Below are 24,927 nucleotides of genomic sequence, written 5' to 3' on the forward strand. Positions count from 1 at the left end.
AGAATTCCTTTCTCTTTCCTGTAAGCATTCCCTGTTTTCCCGCCGTTCCCTCTTCCTCCCGCCGCCCCTTTCCGCCGCTCTCCCGCCGCTTTATGCCGGACGATCCTCATCGACCGGCATAAGGCCCCGCTGTCCCCTTTTCCGCCGCTTTCTCACCGCTTTGTGCCGGGCTCTCACTCCGGCCATATAACAGCGCCGATATCTGCCTTTCGCGAAAGGATCCTTCGATCGCGGGAGCATATTATCTTATGACAGCGCCGCCTCCGGCGTGTCCGTCTTCGGGAGCCTCCTTCTCACAAGGATAAAGGTTGCGAGATGGCAGGCAAAGGTCAGAGCCCAGCTCACGGGATAGCCGATATAGAGCCAGTGCAAACTGTGAAAATAAGGAAGCTGAAAAAGTGTCATGATAAAAAGGATCCTGCTGCCGCATGCCCCGATCAGACTCACAAGCATCGGCTCCAGACTGTAGCCTATCCCCCGGAGAGATCCTACAATCGTGTCCATTATGCCGCAGAGGAAATAGGGCACCGTGATGAGGAAAAGCCGCTCCCTGGCAAAGCGCGCCACCTCGGGGTCCGTCGTGTAGAAGGTCAGAAGCTGCGGAGCGAAAAGATTGACCAATCCCCCAAGGACCAGGCCGATCAGCGTCACTGCGCCAAGGCAGTCCAGAAGAATCCGGTTGATCCGGCTGTACTTTCCCGCGCCGATATTCTGACTGGTGAAGGAGAGATTTGTCTGATAGATCGAGTTCATGGCGATGTAGACAAAGCCCTCGATATTCTGACTCGCGGTCGCGCCCGCCATTGCGACCGAGCCGAAGGAATTGATCGCGCTCTGGATCACGACATTGGACAGGCTGAAGACCGTGCCCTGCAGTCCCGCCGGAAGTCCCACCCGGATGATGGAGCGGAGCTTGTCCGGATAGATGCGGAGCCTCTTCAGGTCGAGATGCAGCTTTCCCTTGTCCCGCACCAGGACGAGAAAGAGGCAGAACGCCGAGATGATCTGTGAGATGGTGGTCGAGATCGCGACCCCGGCGACCCCGATCCGGAGCACCAGAACGAAAAGGAGATTCAGGGCGACATTGACCGCGCCCGCGGCGAGCTGATAATAGAGGGGACGCTTCGTGTCCCCCGCAGCCCGCAGGATCCCCGCTGTAAAATCATAGACCATAAGGGCCGGCATCCCGAGGAAATAGATCCTAAGATAGATCGTCGAATACTCGATGACATTCGAGGGGGAGCCCATGAGCTCCAGCAAGGGCCTTGCGAGAGCCGTCCCGATGAGGATCAATAAAAGCCCCGAGAGGAGCGCTGTCATAAAGGCAGTGGAGATCGTCTTCGAAAGCTCCTTCCCCTGCCCCGCGGCATAGTTCTGCGCCGCGAGCACACTGACTCCGACGGAAAGCCCCCCGAAGAAATTCACTATGAGATTGATGAGAGAGGACGTGGAGCCCACCGCCGCCATCTGATCGGAGCCCACAAATCTTCCAACCACGATGACATCCGCCGCGTTGAAGAGAAGCTGCAGTATCCCGGAAAGCATGAGGGGCAGGCTGAAGGCCAGGAGCTTTGGAAAAATCGCTCCCCTGCTCATGTCCATCTCATAGCTTTTCGACATTCCCGCCTCCCTTCTCCTCTCCCTCTTCCCTTCGCTTCTTTCTCTCCCTCTCGAGGAGAGAGAGAAGCGAGGCCAGGAGCTCCTCCGCGGCATCCCCTGCAATGATCTGCACCGAGTTTTTCGAGGGGCGGAGGACTCCGATGACGCCGGAGCTCTCAAGCTTTTCCTGATCGACCCGGTCATAGTCCCGGATCCCTATCCTAAGACGCCTCCCCCCCGCTTCCGCGGAGCTGACATTGCTCTCACCTCCAAGTCCCAGGAGCAGGATCTCCGCCATCCTCCCGTAGTCCCCGGATTCCAGGCTGACGCGGAGCGTCCTTCCCTTCGGCGGGGCATAGCGCCCGCTCCGGATCCGCTTTCGAAAGCGCCGGAACAGGAAAAAGGCGGCGAGAAGAAGTATAATCAGCGCCGCAAAAATAAGATATTCCTGTCTCATAATCTCTCCTCCCCGGATGGGAAACGAAGCGCCCCTTCCGGAAAAAGAGGCTGTCCATCCCCCATGCCGTTCCATTCCGATCGGGGAGCGGAATGGAACGCAGATACAGGGCCGCCGCTCCGTCCCCGTGCGCCGCTTCCTTTTATCCGAATGATGTGCCGTTATCCGGAATGATGCGCTATTATCCGAAATGATGTGCCGTTATCCGGAATGATGCGCTATTATCCGGAATGATATGCTCTTATCCGAAATGATATGCTCTTATCCGGATTGATACGCTATTATCCGAAATGATACGCTATTATCCGAAATGATACGCTTATCCGGAATGCTTCGCTGCGGGGGCCGTCAAATACCGGCTGAGCTCCTCCACATAGCACTGCCCGAGCTCACTCAGCGGCATCCTTTTCTTTTTGATATAGCCGATCTGCATCTTCTCCGAAGTGTCCAGACGGATCGCCGTATAGCCGGGCCCGTTCAGCTCCTGGCAGATGATGCCGGAGCAAAGCGTGTAGCCGTTCAGACCGACCATGAGGTTCAGGATTGTCGCCCGGTCATTGACCTTGATGTATTTCTTATAATCATAGGTGCTGAGCACCTCCTCCGAGAAGTAAAAGGAGTTCCTCTCCCCCTGATCAAAGGAACAGCAGGGATAGGGCGCGAGCTCCTCCATCCGTATCCTCTTCTTCTCCGCGAGGGGATTCGACTTCGCCATAAAGACATAGATATCGCAGTCAAAAAGCGGAATGAACTCGAGGGAGGCCTCCCGGAGAATCTTCCCGATGACCTTTTGATTAAATTCATTCCGATAGAGGATGCCGAGCTCACTGATCTGCTTCTTCACATTCTCAATGACCTCGATCGTCTTCGTCTCATGGACCGCGAACTCGTATTCGCTCCCCTCCTCATAGCGCTTTACGAGCCGTATGAAGGCCTCTACCGCAAAGGTATAGTGCTGCATGGAGACCGAAAATTTCTTCTTTCTCGTACCCCCGTGCAGATACTTATCCTCCACGAGCTGGTACTGCTCGGAGACCTGTCTCGCATATCCCAGAAACTCCTCCCCCTCCGGCGTCGTCACGATGCCCCGGTTTGTGCGGATAAAGATCTCAATGCCGATCTCCTTCTCCAGCGTTTTTATGGCCGCGCTCAGACTGGGCTGTGTGATATAGAGGCGCTTCGCGGCCTCATTCATGGATCCGCAGTCCGAGACCGCGAGCACCTGACGGAGCTGCTGAAGGGTCATGATTTCACTCCCCTGACATAGCTGATGAGTCCGGCCGGATCCATGGAGACTCGCTCCGCCTGCAGATACGGATTCTCCAAAAAGCTGAGAGGATTCCTCTTCTCCACTCCCTTTTCCGTCACTCTCTCAAGCACCGCATTCCGATAGAAGCAGCCGTCCCCCTCGTAGAGAAGCGTCCCTGTCTCTCTGTCATAGAGCCGCATCGCCTTAAAGAGAATAAAGGGGAAGCTCCGGTTCGTCTCCATAACGACCTGTCCGGGGGCGCCGAATTCGATCTTCGCATCCGGATGCTCCGCCAAGATATCGATATAGCGGGCGGTCTTCTCGTTGATCTCCTCGATGGGCTTTCCGTTCTTCATCTTTGAGCCGTAGTGGGAGAGGCGCTCATTGTCCACCGTGGTATCCTTAAGAGCTGCCCCGCTCTCATCGACATAGAAATTTCCGACCCACTGCTTCTCCGCCATCCCTCCGTCCTGATTCAGATAATACCAGTTTCCCTTCCAGATGATCCAGCCGCTTAGCATCTCTCCCTGCCCGCAGTAATACCATCTCCCATTACTGAGGACCCAGCCGCTCACCGGCGTCCTCACCCCGTTCTCTTCCTCATAGCAATACCAGTGCCCATCCTGCTGCACCCAGCTTTTCTCCGCTCTTCCCGTGAGGGAAAACGAGAGGCAGAAAAGAAGCATAAAGAAAAGCAACGCTCCGCCTGTTCTCTTTTTCATCCGTACCCTCCTGCGCTCCTTGGCCGCATCCTGAAATATCCCGGAAGAATACCGGCGCTGAATATAAGCGCTGCTGCATTCTCCGGCACAAACAGCAATTTGCATCCCAATGGGAAAGCCGCGCGAAGCCCTCCGGCTAAGGCTGCAAAAGCCGCTCCGCTTCCCTGCCGCTCTCCGGATCCCAAGTGTCAAAAGTCTCCCATCCAAGACGCTCCCTTCGCGAAAATGGATGAAAGACTCTATGACGCGCCTCCCTCTATAAAAGACAGCGTCCCGTAAGCTTAGGACAGTATGGCAGAGAAAATGCCATGCGGAATCCGTCCCGGCACCTGGAGGCTATTATAGCAAGGCTCCCACTATACCGCAAGGGCGCCCAGTTCCTTACCGAAACGGCGCTCAGCCCCTCGCCTGTCCGCTCCGGAAGAATTTTTACATTTGTCTTTTCTCTCCGGCAATCATAAAATGGACAATCATAAAATGGAAGGAAGCAGCAAAAAGAAAGGAGCTTCCATGAAAGTTGTCATTGCCATCGACTCCCTGAAGGGCTCCCTCTCCTCCCTAGAGGCAGGGGCCGCCGTTCGGGAGGGGATACGAAGAGCAGATCCCGCGTGTAAAGTCGCAATTCGGCCTCTTGCAGACGGCGGAGAGGGAACCGTGGAGGCCCTGACGCTCGGCATGGGAGGCAAACTGCGGGAGCTCTCCGTGAAAGGCCCGCTCGGAGAGAGTACCCTCGCTGTATACGGGATCCTTCCCGCATCCCACACGGCGATCCTCGAGATCTCGCAGGCGGCCGGCATCACCCTCGTGCCAAAGGAGAAGAGAAATCCGCTCCATACCACAAGCTTCGGCGTCGGAGAAATGATTCTGGACGCCGTGCAGAGAGGCTGCCGCCGCTTTATCGTCGGGATCGGGGGCTCCGCGACAAACGACGGCGGGATCGGAATGCTGCAGGCGCTGGGCTATGAGTTTCTGGATGCTTCGGGAAGGCCGCTCCCCTTCGGCGCAAAAGGCCTCAGAGAGCTCTCGGAGATCCGAATCGATAAGGCTCTCCCGGAGCTCAGAGAATGCCGCTTCCGCATCGCATGCGATGTCACTAACCCTCTCTGCGGCGAAAACGGGTGCAGCGCGGTCTTTGCCCCACAAAAGGGAGCGGATCCCGCTGTGATCCCCGAGATGGACCGCTGGCTCTCCCGCTACGCGAAGCTGAGCAGAGCCTTTTTTGAAACAGCGGATCCGGATGCACCGGGCTCCGGCGCCGCGGGGGGACTCGGCTTCGCATTTCTAAGCTATACGAATGCGGTCCTCGAATCCGGCGTCCGCATCGTCCTTAAGGAGACCCGGCTCTCGGACTTCATAAAAGACGCAGACCTCGTGATCACCGGGGAAGGGAGGCTGGATGCACAAACCATCATGGGGAAGGCGCCGATCGGCGTCGCGGCAATCGCAAAGGAGTACGGAAAGCCCGTCATCGCGTTTTCCGGCTCGGTCTCCGAGGACGCCGTGAAATGCAATGCGCACGGGATCGACGCCTTCTTTCCGATCCTCCGGCGGGCAGAGCCCCTCAGCCGCTGCATGGAAGCAAAGACAGCCAAACGAAATCTGGCCGATACCGCGGAGCAGGTCTTTCGTCTCCTCAATGCGGCAAAGCAGCTCAAAGGACACTGATTTTCAAAAGCATCCGGCATATTTCCCCGATTTTCGCTTTGCAGCCTCCCTCCGAAGCCCTGATCGCTCCGGGGAGCAGTCCCGGCTGAAATCCGGATCGCTCCGGGAAGCAGTCCCGGCTGAAATCCGGCGGGTATCGGATGGATTCGGCGCCCTTTAGTCCTTTCCTGACTTTACGAGCGGCTCAGCCGCGGCGTCTTCTCCTTCCTCTCAGGATGCGTCAGCGCTACCTTTTTGAGGACGATGAGGGGACAGAGGCCTCGGCCCTCCTCGACTGGGAACTAATCCCTGCTAGAATTCCATATAATGGACGATGAGGGAACGAAGGACTCGACCCTCTTCGGCCCGCTTCCCGGAAAAGCACTGTCTCTCTAAAGGAGAGAGAAGTTCTCCAAGGAAGAAAAAAGCGAAAGGAGCTCGGAGGGATCGCCGCGAAGGCTCCCCTGCACCATCTCCGCCGTCCCCCCTCCCCGGAGGGAAAGCCTCTCTCTCAGGATTTTCTGCATCGCGCGGGCGTCCCCCTTCCGGCTCCCGAGGATATAGAAATACTCTCTCTCCGGCTTGGAAGAAGTCTCTTTCAAGCCGGAGAGCGCTTCCTCCTTCTCAGAAGGCGCCCCCTCCCTTTCTTCCAGGAGAAGGACATATTCTTCCTCTGCGCTCTCCAAAAGGACATTGCAAAGCTCCCGAAGCTCTGCCTCGGAAAAGCCCCTCTCAAAATGGCAGAGGACAGAGCCGGAGCCGCCTCCCTCCCCCCGCTTTCTCCGAAGGCTCTCGGAGAGCATACGGAAATACCTCTCGTTTTGCTCCCGGATCCTCCCCTCCTTCCGAAAAATCTCTTTTTGCTTTCTCTTAAGAGCATCCTCAAGCTCCAGAGGCTTTGCGGAGAGGGAGACCGCGCAGCGCTTCAGGACCTCCTCCTTTCGGATGAGATCCGAAAGAGCGGATTCCCCGGCTCTCATCTCGATGCGGCAGCCCTCCCTCCTCGATGTGACGGAGTAGAGCCGGATCAGGCCGATCTCTCCGCTTTGCTCCACCTGGGTCCCGCAGCAGGCGCAGAGATCCACGCCCTCAATCTCCACGAGCCGCACCGTTTCACTGAGCTCCTTTTTACTCCGGTAGTCGAGACGGGAGAGCTCCTCCCGATCAGGGTAGAGGATCCGCACCGGGTGATTCTCCCAGACCGCGAGGTTCGAAAGCTTCTCCAGCTCCCGGAGCTCCTCCTCCGTGATCCTCCCGTCGAAGTCGATCGTAAGAAGCCCGTCTTTTCCCATGTGAAAGCCCACATTGTGATAGCCAAAGCGCCTGTGCACGATGCCGGAGACGATGTGCTCTCCGCTGTGGGACTGCGTATTTCTCCTCCGAAAATCAAGGTCCAGGCGGCAGGGATAAGTACCCGGCATAAGCTCCCGATCCAGATAATGAAGGACCTCCCCCTTCTCCTCCAGGGCGTAGAGAAGCTCCGCTTCGCCTACCTTTCCCCGGTCAGCACTCTGCCCTCCCCCCTCCGGATAGAAGCCCTCCGGAAAGAGCTTCGCCGTATAAAGGGAAGAGAGCTCTCTCCCGAGCCTTTGAGATACAAGCCTCTTCTCCTGCTCCGTCGATGCCCGAAGCTCCAAAAGCTCCGCCGTGAAATCCCCTATGGGCGGCCTTTCATAATAAAGCGCGTCTCGTTTCATCTCTTCTCTCCCTTCTCCGGAAAGTATAGCGCAGTTTCCCGAAGGGCAGGCGTCCTTCAGAAAACCGTAAGTTCCCATTCTCCTTCTTCCTGATTATAATGATCCCCGTGCCAAAATTCTCCGTCCCGTAAACTCCCCTTATGCATAGCTCCTTATGGACAATGCATGCCCCCTTATAAGAATAAGATAAGGCGTACCCGCTTATCGATGTACTGCTTCTTTGGACATGGGACAGCTTGAAGGAATGGGGCGAAAGCAGGATTTTGTCCCGGGCGGCGGAAAACAGGAGCGGCGGGGATGAATCTCAGGAAGCACCAAGGAAGGAAAGAAAGAGGAAACGAAATCATGGAAAGTAAAAAAGCAGGCCTGAACCGGGCGCAGTTAAAATATCTCGCGCTCTTTTTCATGCTCTTGGACAATGCCTATCTTCGCTTTAATCTAAACAGCATCATCCACCTGATCACCCGCTTTGTCTCCCCGCTCTTTGCCTGGCTTTTGGTGGACGGATTCTTCCACACGAGATCGAGAGAAAAATACTGTAAAAGGCTCTGGATCGCGGCGCTTCTCATGCAGGCGGGAAATCTGCTCTCCTTCTTTCTCTTCCATGAAAGAGGCATCAGTGACAATATCTTCCTGACCCTCGCCCTCTCCTTCAGCATCATCTGGCTCTTCGCGCTCGCAGAGGAGCGAAAGGAAAGCGCTCTTTTCCTCCGGATCGCGGCCTGGCTCTTATTTCTCCTTGGAATGGGTCTGAGCTTTGCGGGAATTCCGCTCGGCTTCGGATCGACACTCAATCTGGAGGGCGGACTTCAGATCCTCCCCCTGGTCCTCATCGCATATTTCTTCCGGGAGAGCAGGGTAAAGCAGGCACTCTTTTATCTCGCCTACTGCTTCCTCCTCTTCTTCGTCATATACGGCGGACCCACCGAAGCTTTCTCCCAAGGGCTCGATATGTTCTTCGTGAACTCCGACTGGATGACCTGGCTCGTCATCCCCTTCTTCTTCCTCTATAATGGAGAAAAGGGGAGAAGCAGCGCCTTCGACAAGTGGTTTTTCTATCTCTTCTACCCCGCTCATCTCTGGATCCTCCTTCTGCTCCAGCAATGGATCTAGGAAAGCGGCGCCGAAAAGCCAGTGATCCCGGGACCCCGGGATAGAGGGCTTCACCGGAAAACACTGATCCCGCTATAAAGAGCTGTACCGGAAAACGTCCGCCGCCCCGGCCCGGGGAGAGAGCTTTCTCTCCCCGGGCCGGGGCGGCTTTTTCCTCCCTCCTCCCGCGCCTGTCAGTCCATTCCGGCAGAGGAAGAGGGAATTATCTTTTCTCATAGGAAACGAGGATCAGATCGCCCTCGTCGCCTCCTTCAGCCACGCGAGGATCTCTCCCTCAAAGTAGGGAGAAAGCTTCTCATAGACGTCCTTGTGATAGGCATTCAGGAGCTCGATGTCGTGCGGCAGCATGATGCTCTTGTCCAGAGCCTCCAGGTCGATCGGCGCCATTGTCAGATGCTCGAAATCCATGAACATGCCGAACTCATTCTCGATCGCCTTTTTGCAGACCATCAAATTCTCCGTCCGGATCCCGTACTGTCCCTCGACATAGAAGCCGGGCTCATCGGAGACGATATTTCCGGGGTTGAATTCCACATTTTCCAGGCGGCTCGGCAAATAGCGGTAGCGGATGCCGATCGGTCCCTCATGGCAGGAGAGGCAGTAGCCGACGCCGTGCCCGGTCCCGTGATTATAATTCAGCCCCTCCCTCCAGAAGATCTCTCTCCCGGCATAATCAAAGGTCACTCCGGAGGAGCCCTGAAGGAGCTTCGCGTCCGCAAGGCGAAGCATCGCCATGCACACCATGGTGAAGTGCCGGATCTCCTCCTTCTTCAGCGGTCCCATGGCGATGGTCCTCGTCACATCCGTCGTTCCCTCATAATACTGTCCGCCGGAATCGATGAGATAGAAGCCGCTCGCCTCCACCTTCTTGTCGTGCTCCTCCGAGGGGGAGTAGTGGGGAAGCGCCGCGTTCTCTCCATAGGCGGAAATCGCGGGGAAGCTGTCCTCCAGATAGTGCGGGTCCTCCTTCCGAAGCCTCTGGAGATAGGCCGCGCCGCTGCACTCTGTGAGCTCCGGAGCCTGCAGGATCTCCTTTGCCTCCTCCGTGAGCTTTCCGTCCCGGAAGGCGTGCTTCATAAAATAGATATACTTTGTCAGCGCGATGCCGTCTTTGATGTGGGCCGTCCTCTCATTCTGGATCTCCACCTCATTCTTGATCGCCTTGTCATACGTACTGGGGAGCAGGGCATCGACGACAGAGACCGAGGGATCGATCGAGCGGAGGATCGCATAATTGGTCTTTCCGCCCTGAAGAAGGATGGTCCTGTTCCGAAGCTGCTTCACCGCATCATAGATCCCATTATAGGGCGCAAGGCGGACCTGCAGCTTCTCCAGATAGCGCTTTACGCTCTCGTCGAAGTTCTCCTCATTGGCAAAGAGATAGCAGTTCTCCCGATCGATGAGCAGGAAGGAAAGGAAGACCGGTGTGCAGAGCACATCCCAGCCGCGGAGATTCAGAAGCCATGCGATATCATCGAGGCTTGCGATGACATGAATGTCGGCTCCCTTCTCCGTCATCTCCTCCCGAAGCCTGGAGAGCTTCTTCTCTGCACTCTCACCGGCCCACTTTTCCTCCAGAATCCAGACCTTCTCCTTCGGCAGAGAGGGCCGCTCCGGCCAGACATTTCCAACCAGATCCTTATCCGCCTGAATTTTCCCCTTTTTCTTCTCCGCGATAGCCTCAAGCTGCTTTCCGAGTCCGGAATTCACACATCTTCCGTCGAAGCCGAGCACGCCTCCCTCGGGGAGAACGGTCTCGATATACTGCGTCAGGGTCGGCACGCCCTTCTCCCCCATTTTCATGAGATCCACGCCGTCGTAGAGCTCTCTCTCCGCCTGAATGAAGAATCTTCCGTCGGTGAAAAACTTCGCCGCATCCTGCGTCACAACCACATTGCAGCTGTCCCCCGTAAAGCCCGTGATATGGCGGATCGTCTTGAAATACTCCGAGACATACTCGCTCTGATGAAAATCGTCCATGGGAATCAGATAGACATCCGTCTTCTCTCTGGCCATCTCCTTCCGAAGCGCCTGTAATGCTCCCTTCATATAGCTCCTTTCTCTTTCCGGGAATCTCTCCCTCTGCTCCAGCAGAAAATATTATGCCGAAAATACCGGCAAGTACCATAAATCATAGCCCTGCGCGCCGCTTCGCTCCCTGCATCCATGGCGCTGACAGGGATCCCCATACCGCCCTGCCGCTTTGTCCGTCCCCTAGCCCGGCGAAAGATCCCATGAAGATCTATGCCGGAACCATCGGAATCGGAATCAATATCCGTCCCCGCGCCGCACCTTCCGCTGCCAAGGCGGAAGTGCCCGTTCCTGGGCGGACAAAGCGTCAGGTCGGCACTGCCCCCTTTATAAAAGACCTGCGTAAAGGAGAGCAGTCTAGCCTCTCCCGCTCTCCTCGGTAAATCTTCGGATTCTCCCGGAGAGCTCCGCCGTAAAATCCGATTTCAGGAAGCGAAAGCTCCAGTTTCCCCCGAGGGTGGACGGCTTGTTGATGCGGGACTCTGCGCCGAAGCGGAGATAGTCCTGAAGCGGGATGATCACCGTATTCGCCTTCGTCTGCATCGAAAGCTCGATGAAGCGGTCCACATAATTCGAGCTCTCAAGCTCGGAGAGCGCAGTGTGGAGAGCCTCCGCCGCCATCTGCCGGTCCTCCTCCGAAATCTCCGTAAACCAGGCCCTGAGCACCTGATTATCGTGCGTCCCGGTGTAGCCCACCGAATTCTCCGGCCAGCCGTCCGGGGAATAATCCGCCTCCTCCCGGGAATCAAAGGCGAACTCCAGGACCTTCATCCCGGGAAAGCCCGTATCCCTCACAAGCTTCCTCACAGAATCCGTCACATAGCCGAGGTCCTCCGCGATGATCCGCTTCTCCCCGAGCGCCTCCTTAAGCGCCCGGAAAAGCTCGATCCCCGGCCCCTTCTCCCATCGTCCGCCCCTCGCGTCCTTATCCCCGCTCGGGATGGAGAAATACTCGTCGAAGCCCCGGAAATGATCCACGCGGACGATATCATAGAGCGAAAAGCAGTGCCGCATCCGTTCAATCCACCAGCGATAGCCGCTCTTTCTGTGATACTCCCAGTCGTAGAGGGGATTCCCCCAGAGCTGGCCGTCCGCCGCAAAGGAATCCGGGGGGCAGCCCGCAACCCGAAGGGGCTCTCCTTCAGGGCTCAGCTGAAAAAGCTTCGGATTCGAGAGAAGATCCGAGGAATCCTGCGACACATAGATCGGAATATCGCCGATCAGCTCGATCCCTCTCTCATTGACATAGCGCTTCAGCCTCCTCCACTGCTTCCGAAACTCATACTGCAAAAAGCAGTGGAAATCCTCGCTGTCTCCGCTCTTCTTCGCCATAAAAGCGGCGTAGTCGGGAAGCCAGAGCTCCTCCTCCTGCAAAAATTCCTGGTAGGACTCCCTCTCCGCTTCCCACGACTCCTCCCCGCAGAGCCCTCTCTGGAAGCGGGCATAGGCCTTTCGGAGGAGAGGATAGCGAAAGCGGTACTGCCTCTCATAGGAGATCCGCCTTTCCGGCTCCGAGAGCTCTCCGCTCCCGTCCTCTTTCTCTCCCTCTCGCTCCTCCGCTCCTTCCTCCAGCCCGGCCTCTTCACACTCCTCCTCCGTGAGGAGTCCCTCCCGGATCAAAGTCGGAAGATCAATGAAATAGGGATTCCCCGCAAAGGTGGAAAAGCTCTGATAGGGAGAATCCCCGTAGCCGGTCGGCCCCAGGGGCAGAATCTGCCAGTAGCTCTGCCCGGACTCCGAAAGAAAATCCGCAAAACGGAAGGCCTCCTCTCCGAAGCCTCCGATCCCATATCTTCCGGGCAGTGAAAAAATCGGGAGCAAAACTCCCGCAGCCCTTTTCCAGCCCGTCTGAGCGCTCTCCGCCCGGCTGCTATCCTCCCGGAAAGCCGCTCCTTGCAAATCTTTTTCCATTGCCATCGCTTTCTCCTTTTTCCTTTGTCATATCCTAACACTTTCGGGATGGAATAGCAACGAAAGGCGGAAAAAAGCTGTCTCTATTTCACGGTAAATCTCGCCCTTATCTGAGATAAATTACCGTTTTTTCACAAAACAGAGGGGCCGCCGAAGCGGCCCCGCATCATAAATCCTCTCTCCTCCTCAGTCCTTTCTCTTGATCCGGCTTATGATGAAGACGAAGAGCCAACTACGGAACAAAGTTCCAGTTTGAAGCAGTAACCTCTATGACTTTATAATAGATATATAAAGTCGCTTTTTTTGATTTTCCCGCTTCGGCACACCGGCGTCGACCAGAGCTCTTCAATGGCATGGATGACGTCTTCTTTCGGTTCTCCGCGATACATATATTTAAAAAAAATCTTTTTTCGAACGTCTTTCAATTGATAGATCTCTCGGCAGTAGTCAAACAGGTTCGGGTAGTGGATGAGTTTTTCATCGAGTCCCAGCCCTTTTCCGTAGTCCTCGTCCAGTCGGACTAGCGTGGAAAATAAACGAATGTCGGAATCCGAAATATGATCTCCGAGCAGAAATCTCTGTTCATCCAAGGTCTTCTCCAAGGTTTCCATGCCGGAGCGGAACTCATCGTATCCCTTGCGGTATGCGGTTTTGTTTTTTCCGAAAAACATCTTGTAAATCGAATTGTTGATATGGTCATACAGCCAGTTTCCCAGCTCCCGAATCTCTCGAAATCGGTTCGAAGGGCATAAGTTTGGCGCGCCCTCTTTGTGAAATGGCTTGAAATCGTTCTCCAAGTAATAAGTCAGGTTTTGAAAATCGTTATTCGCGATCATTTGTCTCTTGTAATCGTAGAGAACGGGAACGGCAGGGCGCCCCTCAAAATTCGGGTCGCTTCGATAATACAGCTCGCCGATGAATCGCGCCTGACTCTCCGGATTGATGTGATCCTCGGCATTGCCGCACTCCCATCCCACGGGCAGATTCAACTTCGTCCAATACACGATCTCCTCTTTGATCGCGCTTTCCAAACCGAGCATCGAGTAGACGATGGCAATTCGGTTCGACCATGCGCAGTCCTTTGCCCAAAAGAGGGTGTATCGATCTTTTTCGACCGGATTTTCCGCATTTTTGCCGAAAGTGTTTTGAAAACGGGGAATTTGCCGCTGATATTCCCCGTTTTCGTCGATCTCGTAGTCGTCCACGGCGGTCCGGACGGATATTTTCCTCCCTTCAAATTCGATATAGTTCACAGTTCTAAATTCTCCTTATTTTTCGTAAATTTTTTTAAAAACTGTGCCAGTCGTTCCGATTTCGGATGATGGAAGATCTCGTCGGGAGTGCCCTCTTCGACGATTTCCCCATTGTCCATAAACAGGATTCGATTCGCAATGTGTTGCGCAAACTCCATCTCATGGGTTGCGATAATCATGGTGGTGTCGTTTTTAGCGAGTTGATAAAGCAGTTTCAGGACTTCGCCGACGAGTTCCGGATCGAGTGAAGACGTCGGTTCGTCGATCAGCATCAGACTCGAATTGACCGCCATCGCTCTGCCGATCCCGACCCGCTGCTGCTGTCCTCCCGACAGGTGCGCCGGGTAGGCGTCGCGTTTGTCCGGAAGTCCGATGGATTCGAGAATGCGCAGGGCTTTTTCCCTTGCCGTTTTCGAATCGATTTTTTGGACGGCAACCATCGGTTCCATGATGTTTTCGAGTGCCGTCTTATTGGCAAACAGACAGTAGTTTTGAAACACCATGGAGGTGAGGGAGCGCAGGTGTTGAATTTCTTGTTTCGTCGCCGTGGAGACATCGGCTGTGACATCTCCGATGGTGATGATTCCTGCCTCCGCCCGTTCAAGAAAATTTATGCATCTCAATAAAGTGGATTTGCCCGTTCCGGACGGTCCGATAATGACCAGCACTTCTCCCTTGTTCAGTTGAAAGGATACATTTTTCAACACTTCGAGAGTTCCAAATGTTTTTTTCAGGTTCTTTATTTCGATCATATTTGTCTCTTACTTGTAATTGACATTCAGCTTTTCTTCCAGCTTCTTCTGTCCGAAGGAGAGAATGGACAGAATCACCCAGTAAACGATGATCGAGACCGTATATCCTTCCAAAAAGCGATAGGCTTTCGACGTTTCCAATCCCACTGCTGCCATCATGTCCTTATATCCGATCATGAATCCGATGGATGTGGACTTAAAGATGCCGATAAAGTGATTTGAGAGCCCCGGCGCCGCCACCCTGGCGGCTTGCGGCAGGATGATTCTTTGAACGGTTTGCAGCGGATGCATGCCTATGGAGAGTCCCGCCTCATACTGTGCCTTGCTGACCGAATTCAGCGCCGCTCGGATATCTTCCGACATAAACGCCGCGTAGTTGGCACTCATGCAGATGACCAGCGCGGTAAACGGGCTCATCACCTTGATGGCGTCAAAGATCTGTGTCAAGCCATAATAAAACCAGAACAACTGTGCGACAAACGGCGTTCCCCGAAAAAACGAAACATAGAGAGAACTCAGCGCATATAACCCTCGTATTCGATACTGACGGATAATCGCCAAAAGAATTGCGAATACGAGAGAAAAAAACGCGGATGTCAGCGCAAGACTGAAAGTTGCCGGCAAAAATTTCAGAATTTTCGGAAAAAGCTCGAAAAACAGTTTCGCATTGAATTGATCCATGCTTCACTTCTCCGTTCGCCTTATTCCATCGGGTCAAAACCGAACCATTTGATTGCCGTCTCTCGGAGAAATCCTTCTTCTTTCAGCTGTTTCAAAACTTCGCTTACTTCATTGCAGAGTCTCGTTCCCCGTTCGTCTTTGTGAAAAGGATAGGCGGCGTCTTCGGTGTAAACCACATCGCCGACCCCTTTGATTTTCAGTCCGGATTTCTTCTTGACGTCTTCGATATGCATCGAAGACATCAGCGACGCGTCCGTTCTTCCGAGGGCGACGTCGGTATGCACGGCGGTACTCTTTTCATATTCCACATATTGAATCTTGTTGTCCGGGTCAAATTGATCTTTAAACGCGTAGGCGATATCGTTCACCAATACCCCCATTTTCTTGCCGTATACGTCCTTAATCCCGTGGATAGTATCGTTGTCTTCCGCGACGACGACCCGATACGGCACATAGAAATACACTTCGCTGAAGTTATAGACTTTTTTACGCTCGTCGGTAACCCCGATTTGATCCGCCACGGTGTCCACTCGTCCGGCTTCCAGCAATTCGAGGATTCCCGGGAATCCCGCGAGTTCCCATTGAATTTCCCAGTTCTTTCTCTTCGCGATCTCGTTCCACACATCTATTTCGTATCCTTGAAGTTCTCCGGTCTTTTCGTTTGTTTCAGAGAAAAATGTGTGATTTCCCGTGGTGGAAATTTTAATGACCTCTTTGGCTTCTCCGCTCGTATCGGTGCTGACGGTCTGTTCGGTACTTTGAGAACCAGACTCCTTGGAAGTCGAGTTTCCGGAACAGCCCGTTATCCACATAATCATCAAAATCGATGCCAACACGATACTTCCCGCAATCCACTTTTTCTTCATCATTTTCTCTCCAATTTTTTAGTTTGAGATCTGTCTTCTTGCCATTTTCCTCATGAGTTGATATCGTGTAAAACACATTGATAGATTACAATTATATCACTTGTATTTTTTAGTGACAAATAGTGAATATCTATTAAAGATTTTAATTACAATAAAGTTGATCTATACCATAGCTTCAAGTGCTTCCTGCACGCGCTCATCCGGATCATCTCGAAGCGACAGGTAAAAAGATATAGGATCTGCTCTTCCATTCTTTCCATATCCCAGAGGGTTGATCCCTCCGAGGAGTAATTTGATTCTATCCCCATAATATTGATTGATATCACTGTTAATCTTTCTGATACTTTCAATATTACTTTCTGTCAGTCATCTGGACATGGTGAGCAGGTTTTCTTTTCCTTTTTGCCATAATAAAAGGCCTTCTATGATTTTGATTGCATCATAAAAGACCTTGTGCTCAGATGTTTTCAAAACTTCATCATAGTCTCGGTTAATCCGTTACTTCAGCGCCATCATCTACCCTTTTTATGATAAATAGGGCTTTAACCGTTATGGCTTTTATGAGTTTTCTTAACTAACGAAACGGCATATCGAATACAAAGCCTTTCGATCATCGTGAAAACACTCAGCAAAACCACTATTGCAATACCAAGTTGCCATTCTCTCGAAAAAAAGAATGCAGACATCCCAGCGATAAAACCGCTATTTACAATGCCGTATCCATTCCAATTCTCGGCAAAACCATAGAAGAAACCGAGATCTCCGATGATCTCCCATACTGTCAATCCCACGCTGACAAGACATAAACCAGCGCCAACCGCAAGCTCTAACACCAAAGGGAGGGAAGGTGACATAGCCATTCTGATACCTATACAAACGCATCCAACCACGAATACATATAAAGCCATCTTATAGTCAACTGCAAATTTCATAAGGCCTCTCCTTCCTATGGAAATTTCCATTAACTTCCTTCCTGATGGTAGAATTGTATCGCTCATAACCCCCTTTCTATTCCTCACCACATAAGATAGGGTGAATAGCAAACGCCTTTATAACAGCACATCTCAAATTATCTTTTCAATCTATTAAATATAACATTTTTTACTTCTCGTTCTCGTTATTCTTTTGTCTATATTATAGTGAGAATGCGAATGGATTTCAAGCTTTCAAGTCTTTTTTCTTCTAAGTTATGACTCCTAAAATGAAGTTGAGAACTCCACTCTCTTTTAAATTCAGAAAGGATGTGTCATGTTTTGCGGCATGAATTTTACAGCGTTCTTGATCCTTTCGAAAAAGAAACGGAGCCGCCAAAGCGGCCCCGCATCATAAATCCTCTCTCCTCCTCAGTCCTTTCTCTTGATCCAGCTTATGACAAAGGTAGTCAGGAATACAATTCCGTAAATGTACAGGACAAAAAGGATCGACGACGGTCTCCAAATCATAAACTTTTGGCCGCAAAAAAGCATCCTCGTAAATGCCTCTCTCATCAACTGACTCTATGATAAAATTCCGTCAGCTATATATCCCCCTTATTCACCTTCTCCTGACAAATAGCACCTTCTCAGACGGTCGATCATTTCTTTTTTTGTTCTTCTCAATCCAAGCTGTTTCACGTCTAACCCTTCATCTCCCATCTTCAAAAGGAATTCTTCAATATCCTTTTTGATCGCCCCCTTTGCTGGAAGTACCGTCTCTCCCCCCAGCAGAGTAGACATTCGAAAGACATCATTCTTATGCTTCCGGATATTTTTGCTGTCTATATTCTCTCCCTTTACTCGCCTCTTTGTCAGATCCAGCCAGGCTTTCATCTTAAATGGAATCAGATAGGGCGTATCCAGTATCGCCACCCCATCTATCACGATCGATCCCTTCCTCAGGAATTGATAATACATCTCATCCAGCAAAATAGCAGATAAGCTGGACACTTCCTCCTCTATCGGGATTGGAGTGAGTACTGCTTCTTCCGGCAAAAGAATCCTCTCCGTCCTTCTCGAAAACAGTTCAATCATCGCAGGATAATCCCCGTTCTTTGGTTTTGAAAAACGATAGAACTGGCTCTTTCCGCTACTCTTATCCCGATGCTCATATCCCGCATCTTGAATGTAATCCCAAAACCTTCTGCTAAACTCCGGTGTCAATTCCTCAAGAATCAATACCAGATCAATGTCTTTCGTTGCACGAAAATCCAAATCGTAATCCGACATCAATAGATCGCAGGCCGTACCACCGATAATCGTATAGTTTGCTTCAAACCCGGCGAACCAGTCCCTAAAACTTTGAAAGCCTTTAAGCATGATACTCCCTCCAGAAGTCACTCATCATAGTATCAAGTGCTTCCTGTACGCGCTCATCCGGATCATCTCGAAGCGACAGGTAAAGAGAGATAGGATCTACACTTCCATTCTTTCCAAAAAGACAGGGATCATATATCCACTGTTCGATCTGAATCTCTTGATCTGCGTCCGTCATCTCCTCCATGTATTCTGCCGGAAGATTGTTTACCGCATAAACATTGGTCCTCGGGGCACTGAGCATAGAGTACTCAGACAGCGCCAGGTATCCTGCCTTCAGACAATTCTCAAAAGCCTTATCTTTTGTGACATACAGCTTCCGCCCGACAGGTGATATCAAAAAGCTCTCTGCTTTTCGAAAAAGAGCTTGCCCCTGATTCGTCATTAAAATAATTTTATGCACACCCTCTTTTTGTGTCTTGATCATCCCGGCATCTTCCAGCTGTCTGACGGCTCTTGAAGCAGTCATCGCCGTCAAGTTTAATTCCTTTGCCACATCCTTCAGCAGGATTTTATTCTTTGCTCCATAAAGCAAATGCAAGAAAACAACCTGTGCCGACGGCGTCAGCTGCGTGCGAAATTCCGCTGGTCTTGAATATTTTTCGCGCAGAGCAACGCCCATAAATGGAAGAAAGATCTGTGTTCCCTCCACGATAAATGGGATTCCTGCACGGATCAGACTCTCGCGCTGTCTTGGAAGACATGTTTGAAGCACCAGTACCAGCGGAACTCCAGCTAACGATCCTGCCTTTCTCACATGCGCCTTGGTATTAACCAGACTCTCCATTGATCCTTTAACATACATGAAGACCGTTGGAACTTCGTCAAGAAACACCCTTTGAAAATCATAGCGATCGGTGATCAGGAATGGCAGTTTTTTACTATCCTTCCATTGACTGTAGATGGCTTTTATTCCAAGCACTTCTTCCAGATAACTCATCTCGCCCCCCCTATGATAACATCATAAACGCATATTAACACTAATTATGTTAAAGTGCAATTCATTTGTTATTTGATTCTATCTCTATAATACTGATTGATATCACTGTTAATCTTTCTAATATTTTCAATATCGCTTTCTGCCAGCCATCTGGACCTGGTGAGCAGGTTTTCTCTTCCTTTTTTCCATAATAAAAGGCCTTCTATGATTTTGATTGCATCATAAAAGACCTTGTGCTCAGATGTTTTCAAAGCTTCATCATGGTCTCGGTTAATCCGTTACTTCAGCGCCATCATCTACCCTTTTAAGGAGCGGGACCGCCGAAGCGGTCCCGTTTCACAGATTCTTCCTTCTCTTCAGTCCTTTCTCTTGATCCAGCTTATGACAAAGGTAGTCAGGAATACAATTCCGTAAATGTACAGGACAAAAAGGATCGACGGCAGTTTCCCCCCTCTTAGGAGTGTGGAGATCAAGGCAACGATGAAGAAGGCTATGTTCAAAAGGACAAATGTCTTTACGCTCACTGTGAATGCCTCCTTTCCGAAAACGGCTTTTGTCCCTCTCTTCCTGTTCTCCAAGGCAGAGGATCTCAGCAGCGCTCAGCTCCCCGTAAAGGTTCTTCCTCTTCAGTATCGTTGATTTGCCAAGGAATGGCAAGGAAATCTTTTCTGACGAAAGCTTTTCTTTTTCGGGCTCTCCCCGCTGCCTTACGGCAGCATGGATCGAATTTCATCCTTCTTTGCGATCGTGTCACAGTAGATGCAGCGGTACTGCCTTCTCTCCCGGTCTGCAAGGCGGAAGATATGGGGGAGCTCCTGCTCCGTGGAGGTGATGCAGCGGGGGTTTCTGCAGCGAAGAACATTCCGGAGCTTCTCCGGGAGCTCCAGGCTCGCCTTTCTGACCTGCTTCCCATCCTTGATGTAGTTCACCGTAATGCCGGGATCGATATACCCCAAGACCTCCAGGTCGAGATCGATATTCTCCGAGATCTTTACGATATCCTTCTTCCCCATCTTATGGGAGACGCAGTTCTGTATCATGGCGACCTGGCTTTTCACCCGGTCTAGCCCCAGATAGCGGTAGACCAGCATGCTTCTCCCCGCCTTGATGTGGTCCAGCACAATTCCATTCTCTATTCCGTCTATCTTCATCCTGTCTGTCCTCCTCTCTTATTCATCCAGTCCCAGAAGGAAGAGGATGAGGGCCATCCGCATCTGCTTTCCGCAGAGAGTCTGATAGAAATATTTTGCCCTGGGGTCTCTGTCCACCGCGACGGAAATCTCGTTGACCCTCGGGAGAGGATGCAGAATCGCGAGGCTCTCCTTGGAATTCCTCAGCTTCTCCGGCGTCAGGACATAGATATCCTTTAAGCGAAGATAATCCTCTTCGTTGAAGAAGCGCTCCTTCTGGACCCTCGTCATATAGAGGATATCAAGCTTTGGGATCGCGTCCTCCAAAGAGGTCGTCTCCTCAAACTCCGCGCCGGAGGATCTGAGCTTTTCGATCTCATACTCGGGCAGTCTGAGCTCCTCCGGGGAGATCAGGATATAACGGTTCCTCGGATAGCGAAGCATTGCATCGATCAGGGAATGCACCGTGCGCCCGAACTTCAGGTCCCCGCAGAGGCCGAGTGTGAGCCCCTCCAGCCTCCCGCAGGTCCTCCGCACCGTCAAAATATCCGCGAGAGTCTGCGTCGGATGGAAGTGCCCGCCGTCCCCCGCATTGATGAAGGGAACCGTGCTGTTCTGTGCCGCGACGACCGGAGCGCCCTCCTTCGGATGCCGCATGGTGATGATGTCCGCGTAGTTGGATACGACCGCAATCGTGTCCGCCACGCTCTCCCCCTTTGCCGCGGAAGAGCTCGAGGCCCCGGCGAAGCCGAGCACCTGTCCCCCGAGCTCCAGCATTGCCGCCTCAAAGGAGAGCCTTGTCCTGGTGGAGGGCTCAAAGAAAAGTGTCGCGAGCTTCTTATAGCGGCAGCGATCCCGGTACTCCTCCGGCTGCTTTTCGATCCGGTCCGCAAGATCCATGAGATGTTCGAGCTCACCCACCGACAGATCCAAGATATTGATGACGCTCCTTAGCTTTCCCTGCATCGCATTGACTTCCTTTCTTCATACTGTACTGTATCCGTTCTCTCTTTCCCCGCTGCCCTTTCATCCATGCTGACAGCGCTAATTCCGACAGGAAAACTACGCCGTCTCCCGCTCCCCTATCGCATCCAGCTCTCGTCCGCCGGATCGTCCCGGAAACGAAGCAGCTTCCCCTCGTCCTCGGGGCGGATATAGCCTTTCCGGAGTGCGACCTTTAAGAGCGTGTCCAGATCGCAGAGACTTTTGTTCCGGACTTTGGCGCTGTCCAGTCTCTCCAGTCCCTTCTTCATCCCATAGGTGAAGATGCTGACGATCCCGAGCACCTCCGCTCCCTCCTCCCGGAGCGCTTCCACACAGTCCAGGACCGAGCCGCCGGTGGAGATCAGATCCTCGATGACGACGACCTTCTCCCCCTTCGAGAGCCTCCCCTCGATCCGGTTCTTCCTCCCGTGGTCCTTCGCCTTTCCGCGGACATAGCCCATGGGAAGCCCGAGGAACTGAGCGGCGATAGCCGCGTGCGCGATACCGGCCGTGGCAGTGCCAAAGAGCGCCTCCGCCTCCGGATACTCCCGCTTCACCGTCTCCGCGATTCCCTCCTCTATAAGCGTCCTCACCGATGGAAAGCTCAGAACCAGGCGATTGTCACAGTAGATCGGGGAGCGAATGCCGGAGGCCCAGGTGAAGGGCTCCTCCGGGCGGAGAAAAACTGCCCGGATGGAAAGCAGTGCCTCCGCTGCTCTTTCTCCGATCTCCTCTGTCTTCCCAAACGCTGTCTTTTCCTCTCTTTCCATTTTTAATCCTCCCGCTTCTCATCCGGCACTGTGCTGCCCGGAGCCGCCGAAACCCCTGTGAACTCCTCCATCGCCCTCCGATAGGCCGAGACGGGATCCTCCGCCCGCGTGATGGGGCGTCCCATGACGATATAATCCGCGCCGAGCTCCTTCGCCCTCTCCGGCGAAGCGACGCGGGACTGATCTCCGGCCTCCCCTCCCGGAAAACGGACGCCGGGGCAGACACTCAAAAAGTCCCGTCCGAGGCTGTCATGAATCCTTCCCGCCTCCAGCGGAGAGCAGACGACCCCGTCCAGTCCGGCCTCGCGGGCCCTCCTGGCATAATGCAGAACCACCTCGTCGATCGGCTCCCGGATCAGAAGATCCCGCTCCATTCTCTCCTGTGAAGTCGAGGTGAGCTGCGTCACCGCAATGAGGAGCGGGCGTCTGCCATCCGGTCTCGTGAGCCCCTCAAGCGCAGCCTCCATCATCTCCTTCGTCCCGGAGGCGTGGACATTTGTCATGTCGATGTCCAGCTCCCGGAGAGAACGCATCGCGGAGCGCACCGTATTCGGGATATCATGGAGCTTCAGATCCAGAAAGACCGGATGGCCCAGCTCCTTCAGCTCCCGCACAATCCGCGGCCCCTCCGCGTAGAAAAGCTCCATGCCGATCTTCACATAGGGCTTCCTACTCTCCCCGGAAAAGTACCGAAGAAAACGGAAAAGCTCCTCCCTCCCCGGAAAATCCAGCGCTATGATGACATCTCTTCCCATCCCTCTCCTCTCCTTCCACTCCTTCATCGCCGTGCCATAAGCAGTCCATTTTCCTGTGCTCACGTGCCATAGGCGTGTGCCTCAAAAGGCACTCCCGTTCGGGGCTCCACGCAGCGGTACTAAATTCACACTTCGTTCTACTCGTGTTCATTAAGTACCGGCGTTCCGCACGCTTTTGCGGCATCACGCCCGCTGGCACGTAACTTTCCCGATTTAATCAGTGTTTTCCTAAACACAGGCTCCCGCAATACCGGGCTGCACTGCTGCCAGGCCGAAACCACCTCATGCCGCCCTGCCGGACCGGTCGATCCATGAGCAGGCCGTCTGCCGCCCCGGCGCTTAAGGACTCGGCTTCGCCCGGGTGGCTTCAGCCGACCTCCCTTCGGGAGGCACCACTACTCTCTTACTCCACACAGCCGATAATGTCCGAGAGCTTTTCGATGCCGAGCTCCCTGCATTTTTCCGGGAGCTCCCGGATGATCCTCTGGCAGATCAGGGGCTCCGTCAGGTTCATCGCCCCGATCTGCACCGCGGAGGCCCCCGCCATCATCATCTCGATCACATCCTCCGCGGAGGAGATGCCGCCCATGCCGATCAGCGGAATCTTCACGGCCCGGCGGACCTGATAGACCATGCGGAGCGCGACCGGGAATATCGCAGGTCCCGAGAGGCCTCCCATCCGGTTCTTTAATACCGTCCGCCTTCTTTGGATGTCGATCCGAAGGCCGAGCAAGGTATTGATGAGGGAGATGCCATCCGCCCCTCCCTTCTCGCAGGCCTTTGCGATACTCACGATATCCGTCACATTGGGACTAAGCTTCACATAGACCGGCTTTTTCGTGGCCTTTTTCACCCCGCAGCAAAGGGTATAGACATTATCGGCATCGGTCCCGAAGGCGAGCCCGCCGCCCCGGACATTGGGGCAGGAGACGTTCAGCTCCAAAATCCCCACATTCTTTACCTGATCCATCTCCTCCGCAAGCTCTATATACTCCGCGATGGAAAAGCCGGAGATATTCGCGATGACCGGCTTATGGAAGAATTCCGAGAGCTCCGGAAGCTCGTGCTCTATGACGTTCCGAAGCCCCGGATTTTGCAGCCCGACGGAATTGAGCATGCCGGAGGGGCACTCCGCGATCCTCGGGAGCTCATTTCCGTAGCGGGGCTTCAGCGTCGTCCCCTTGATCGCGATCGAGCCGAGAATGTTGAGGTCATAGAGCTCCCGAAACTCCTTTCCATAGCCGAAGGTCCCGGAGGCCGGAATCACGGGATTATCCAGTTTGAGCCCCGAAAGCTCCGTGCTGAGATCTACCATACTATCTCCTCCCGAAAGAAGACCGGCCCTTCCGTACAGACCCTCTTCCATCCGTCCTTCGTCCTCCTGCTGCAGCCCATGCAGGCGCCAAAGCCGCAGCCCATCCGTTCCTCGAAGCTGAACTGCCCGTCCTCTGTCCTATCATAAAGCGCGCGGAGCATCGGCTCCGGCCCGCAGCAAAGGGCGTAGCACTTTTCTTCAAGGAGTTCTGTGACAAAGCCCTTTTTCCCATAGCTTCCGTCTTCCGTCGTAAGCTCGACCGGGACTTTGAGCGCCCGGAACTCCTCCTCATAGAAGACATCCTCCTTTGAGCGAAAGCCGAGGAGCACATGGGGATGCTTCCCCAGCTGCACCAGCTTCCGGCAAAGTCCATAGAGCGGCGGCACGCCGACCCCGCCCCCGCAGAGAACCGGGCGGGGCGGGATTTTCGAAAGCATGTAGCCGTTTCCCAGTCCCGTGAGAGCGCGAAGTATCTCCCCTGCCTCCCGGCGGCTAAGCTCCTCTGTCCCATGCCCCACTACCTTATAGATCAAAGTGATTTTCCCCTCCTCCCAGTCACAGACTGAGATCGGCCTTCTGAGAAAGCTCCCGGGGATGTGCAGATTCACAAACTGTCCCGGCGCCCTGATCTCCGAGCTGTCCCCCCCCAGCAGCATGCGAAAGACCCCTCTTGCGATCTCCCGATTTTCCAAAATCCTGTATTCTGCTTCCTTCATCTCCCTCTCCTGCGAAGACTCTCCTCATCGTAAATCCGCCGAAGAAAGACT

The 24,927-nt window shown here is 53.4% G+C and carries 23 protein-coding genes; 3 read left to right on the forward strand and 20 right to left on the reverse strand.

The features are described 5' to 3' along the window. Positions 1-246 precede the first annotated feature (246 nt). The 4 genes from GCWU000341_RS08790 to GCWU000341_RS08805 form a co-directional block, all read right to left on the reverse strand. Complete coding sequence (locus GCWU000341_RS08790; RefSeq protein ID WP_009215586.1) at positions 247-1,620, reverse strand: MATE family efflux transporter; 1,374 nt, start codon at positions 1,618-1,620, stop codon at positions 247-249. Continuing rightward, positions 1,604-2,056: a hypothetical protein gene (locus tag GCWU000341_RS08795; protein WP_040653946.1), complete on the reverse strand. Its 453-nt coding sequence runs from the start codon at positions 2,054-2,056 to the stop codon at positions 1,604-1,606. The genes GCWU000341_RS08790 and GCWU000341_RS08795 overlap by 17 nt, the downstream gene beginning before the upstream one ends. Before the next feature lie 319 nt (positions 2,057-2,375). After that, positions 2,376-3,302 (reverse strand): LysR family transcriptional regulator, encoded by a 927-nt coding sequence (locus GCWU000341_RS08800; RefSeq protein ID WP_009215588.1) that lies wholly within the window; start codon positions 3,300-3,302, stop codon positions 2,376-2,378. Further along, on the reverse strand, positions 3,299-4,027 hold the full coding sequence (locus GCWU000341_RS08805; protein WP_051273824.1) for a hypothetical protein: 729 nt from the start codon (positions 4,025-4,027) through the stop codon (positions 3,299-3,301). The genes GCWU000341_RS08800 and GCWU000341_RS08805 overlap by 4 nt, the downstream gene beginning before the upstream one ends. Positions 4,028-4,537: 510 nt before the next feature. Between GCWU000341_RS08805 and GCWU000341_RS08810 the strand changes: the two genes are divergently transcribed. Next, positions 4,538-5,692, forward strand: coding sequence for a glycerate kinase family protein (locus tag GCWU000341_RS08810; RefSeq protein ID WP_040654078.1), 1,155 nt, complete (start codon positions 4,538-4,540; stop codon positions 5,690-5,692). Positions 5,693-6,063: 371 nt separating this feature from the next. Here the strand turns inward: GCWU000341_RS08810 and GCWU000341_RS08820 are convergent, their stop codons facing one another. After that, complete coding sequence (locus GCWU000341_RS08820) at positions 6,064-7,368, reverse strand: alanyl-tRNA editing protein (protein ID WP_196794832.1); 1,305 nt, start codon at positions 7,366-7,368, stop codon at positions 6,064-6,066. Positions 7,369-7,713: 345 nt separating this feature from the next. Here GCWU000341_RS08820 and GCWU000341_RS08825 point away from each other — a divergent pair, with 345 nt between their 5' ends. Then, positions 7,714-8,481: a TraX family protein gene (locus tag GCWU000341_RS08825; protein ID WP_036598513.1), complete on the forward strand. Its 768-nt coding sequence runs from the start codon at positions 7,714-7,716 to the stop codon at positions 8,479-8,481. Between the two features lie 228 nt (positions 8,482-8,709). Here GCWU000341_RS08825 and GCWU000341_RS08830 read toward each other — a convergent pair whose 3' ends face one another. The 9 genes from GCWU000341_RS08830 to GCWU000341_RS08870 all read right to left on the reverse strand — a co-directional run bounded on the left by GCWU000341_RS08830 (position 8,710) and on the right by GCWU000341_RS08870 (position 19,206). Then, a complete protein-coding gene (locus tag GCWU000341_RS08830; protein ID WP_009215595.1) occupies positions 8,710-10,530 on the reverse strand; it encodes an aminopeptidase P family protein in 1,821 nt (606 codons plus the stop codon). Positions 10,531-10,869: 339 nt separating this feature from the next. Beyond that, positions 10,870-12,429: a 4-alpha-glucanotransferase gene (malQ, locus tag GCWU000341_RS08835; RefSeq protein ID WP_009215598.1), complete on the reverse strand. Its 1,560-nt coding sequence runs from the start codon at positions 12,427-12,429 to the stop codon at positions 10,870-10,872. A 269-nt stretch (positions 12,430-12,698) separates the two neighbouring features. Beyond that, entirely contained in the window at positions 12,699-13,676 is a 978-nt protein-coding gene (locus GCWU000341_RS08840) for a glutathione S-transferase C-terminal domain-containing protein (RefSeq protein WP_009215599.1), read from the reverse strand. Beyond that, positions 13,673-14,428 (reverse strand): amino acid ABC transporter ATP-binding protein, encoded by a 756-nt coding sequence (locus tag GCWU000341_RS08845; RefSeq protein WP_009215600.1) that lies wholly within the window; start codon positions 14,426-14,428, stop codon positions 13,673-13,675. Before GCWU000341_RS08845 ends, GCWU000341_RS08840 begins: the two co-directional genes overlap by 4 nt. 9 nt (positions 14,429-14,437) lie before the next feature. Next, positions 14,438-15,109, reverse strand: a complete 672-nt coding sequence (locus tag GCWU000341_RS08850; protein WP_009215601.1) for an amino acid ABC transporter permease — start codon at positions 15,107-15,109, stop codon at positions 14,438-14,440. Positions 15,110-15,129: 20 nt separating this feature from the next. Next, a complete protein-coding gene (locus tag GCWU000341_RS08855; RefSeq protein WP_009215602.1) occupies positions 15,130-15,978 on the reverse strand; it encodes a transporter substrate-binding domain-containing protein in 849 nt (282 codons plus the stop codon). 539 nt (positions 15,979-16,517) lie between these two features. Further along, positions 16,518-16,907 carry a hypothetical protein gene (locus GCWU000341_RS08860; RefSeq protein ID WP_155812755.1) on the reverse strand — a complete coding sequence of 130 codons (390 nt, stop codon included), beginning with the start codon at positions 16,905-16,907 and terminating at the stop codon, positions 16,518-16,520. 597 nt (positions 16,908-17,504) lie between these two features. Continuing rightward, positions 17,505-18,269, reverse strand: a complete 765-nt coding sequence (locus GCWU000341_RS08865; RefSeq protein WP_009215606.1) for a hypothetical protein — start codon at positions 18,267-18,269, stop codon at positions 17,505-17,507. After that, positions 18,262-19,206, reverse strand: a complete 945-nt coding sequence (locus GCWU000341_RS08870; protein WP_009215607.1) for a MarR family transcriptional regulator — start codon at positions 19,204-19,206, stop codon at positions 18,262-18,264. The genes GCWU000341_RS08865 and GCWU000341_RS08870 overlap by 8 nt, the downstream gene beginning before the upstream one ends. 414 nt (positions 19,207-19,620) lie before the next feature. On the opposite strand from GCWU000341_RS08870, the gene GCWU000341_RS13575 reads away from it, so the two are divergent. After that, positions 19,621-19,845, forward strand: a complete 225-nt coding sequence (locus GCWU000341_RS13575; protein ID WP_009215610.1) for a hypothetical protein — start codon at positions 19,621-19,623, stop codon at positions 19,843-19,845. Between the two features lie 68 nt (positions 19,846-19,913). On the opposite strand, the gene GCWU000341_RS08875 is transcribed toward GCWU000341_RS13575, so the two are convergent. The 6 genes from GCWU000341_RS08875 to GCWU000341_RS08900 all read right to left on the reverse strand — a co-directional run bounded on the left by GCWU000341_RS08875 (position 19,914) and on the right by GCWU000341_RS08900 (position 24,876). After that, positions 19,914-20,357 (reverse strand): aspartate carbamoyltransferase regulatory subunit, encoded by a 444-nt coding sequence (locus GCWU000341_RS08875; RefSeq protein ID WP_009215611.1) that lies wholly within the window; start codon positions 20,355-20,357, stop codon positions 19,914-19,916. Between the two features lie 18 nt (positions 20,358-20,375). Next, positions 20,376-21,302, reverse strand: coding sequence for an aspartate carbamoyltransferase (gene pyrB / locus GCWU000341_RS08880; RefSeq protein WP_009215612.1), 927 nt, complete (start codon positions 21,300-21,302; stop codon positions 20,376-20,378). 116 nt (positions 21,303-21,418) lie between these two features. After that, positions 21,419-22,090, reverse strand: coding sequence for an orotate phosphoribosyltransferase (gene pyrE, locus GCWU000341_RS08885; protein WP_009215613.1), 672 nt, complete (start codon positions 22,088-22,090; stop codon positions 21,419-21,421). A 2-nt stretch (positions 22,091-22,092) separates the two neighbouring features. Further along, positions 22,093-22,845: an orotidine-5'-phosphate decarboxylase gene (gene pyrF / locus GCWU000341_RS08890; protein WP_050761989.1), complete on the reverse strand. Its 753-nt coding sequence runs from the start codon at positions 22,843-22,845 to the stop codon at positions 22,093-22,095. Between the two features lie 403 nt (positions 22,846-23,248). After that, positions 23,249-24,211 carry a dihydroorotate dehydrogenase gene (locus GCWU000341_RS08895; RefSeq protein WP_330360392.1) on the reverse strand — a complete coding sequence of 321 codons (963 nt, stop codon included), beginning with the start codon at positions 24,209-24,211 and terminating at the stop codon, positions 23,249-23,251. After that, the gene (locus GCWU000341_RS08900) at positions 24,154-24,876 is read right to left on the reverse strand and encodes a dihydroorotate dehydrogenase electron transfer subunit (protein ID WP_009215616.1); all 723 of its coding nucleotides are present in this window, start codon (positions 24,874-24,876) and stop codon (positions 24,154-24,156) included. The genes GCWU000341_RS08895 and GCWU000341_RS08900 overlap by 58 nt, the downstream gene beginning before the upstream one ends. Between the last annotated feature and the right edge of the window lie 51 nt (positions 24,877-24,927).

It is taken from the genome of Oribacterium sp. oral taxon 078 str. F0262 (assembly GCF_000160135.1).
In the GTDB taxonomy this organism is placed as follows: Bacteria; Bacillota; Clostridia; order Lachnospirales; family Lachnospiraceae; genus Oribacterium.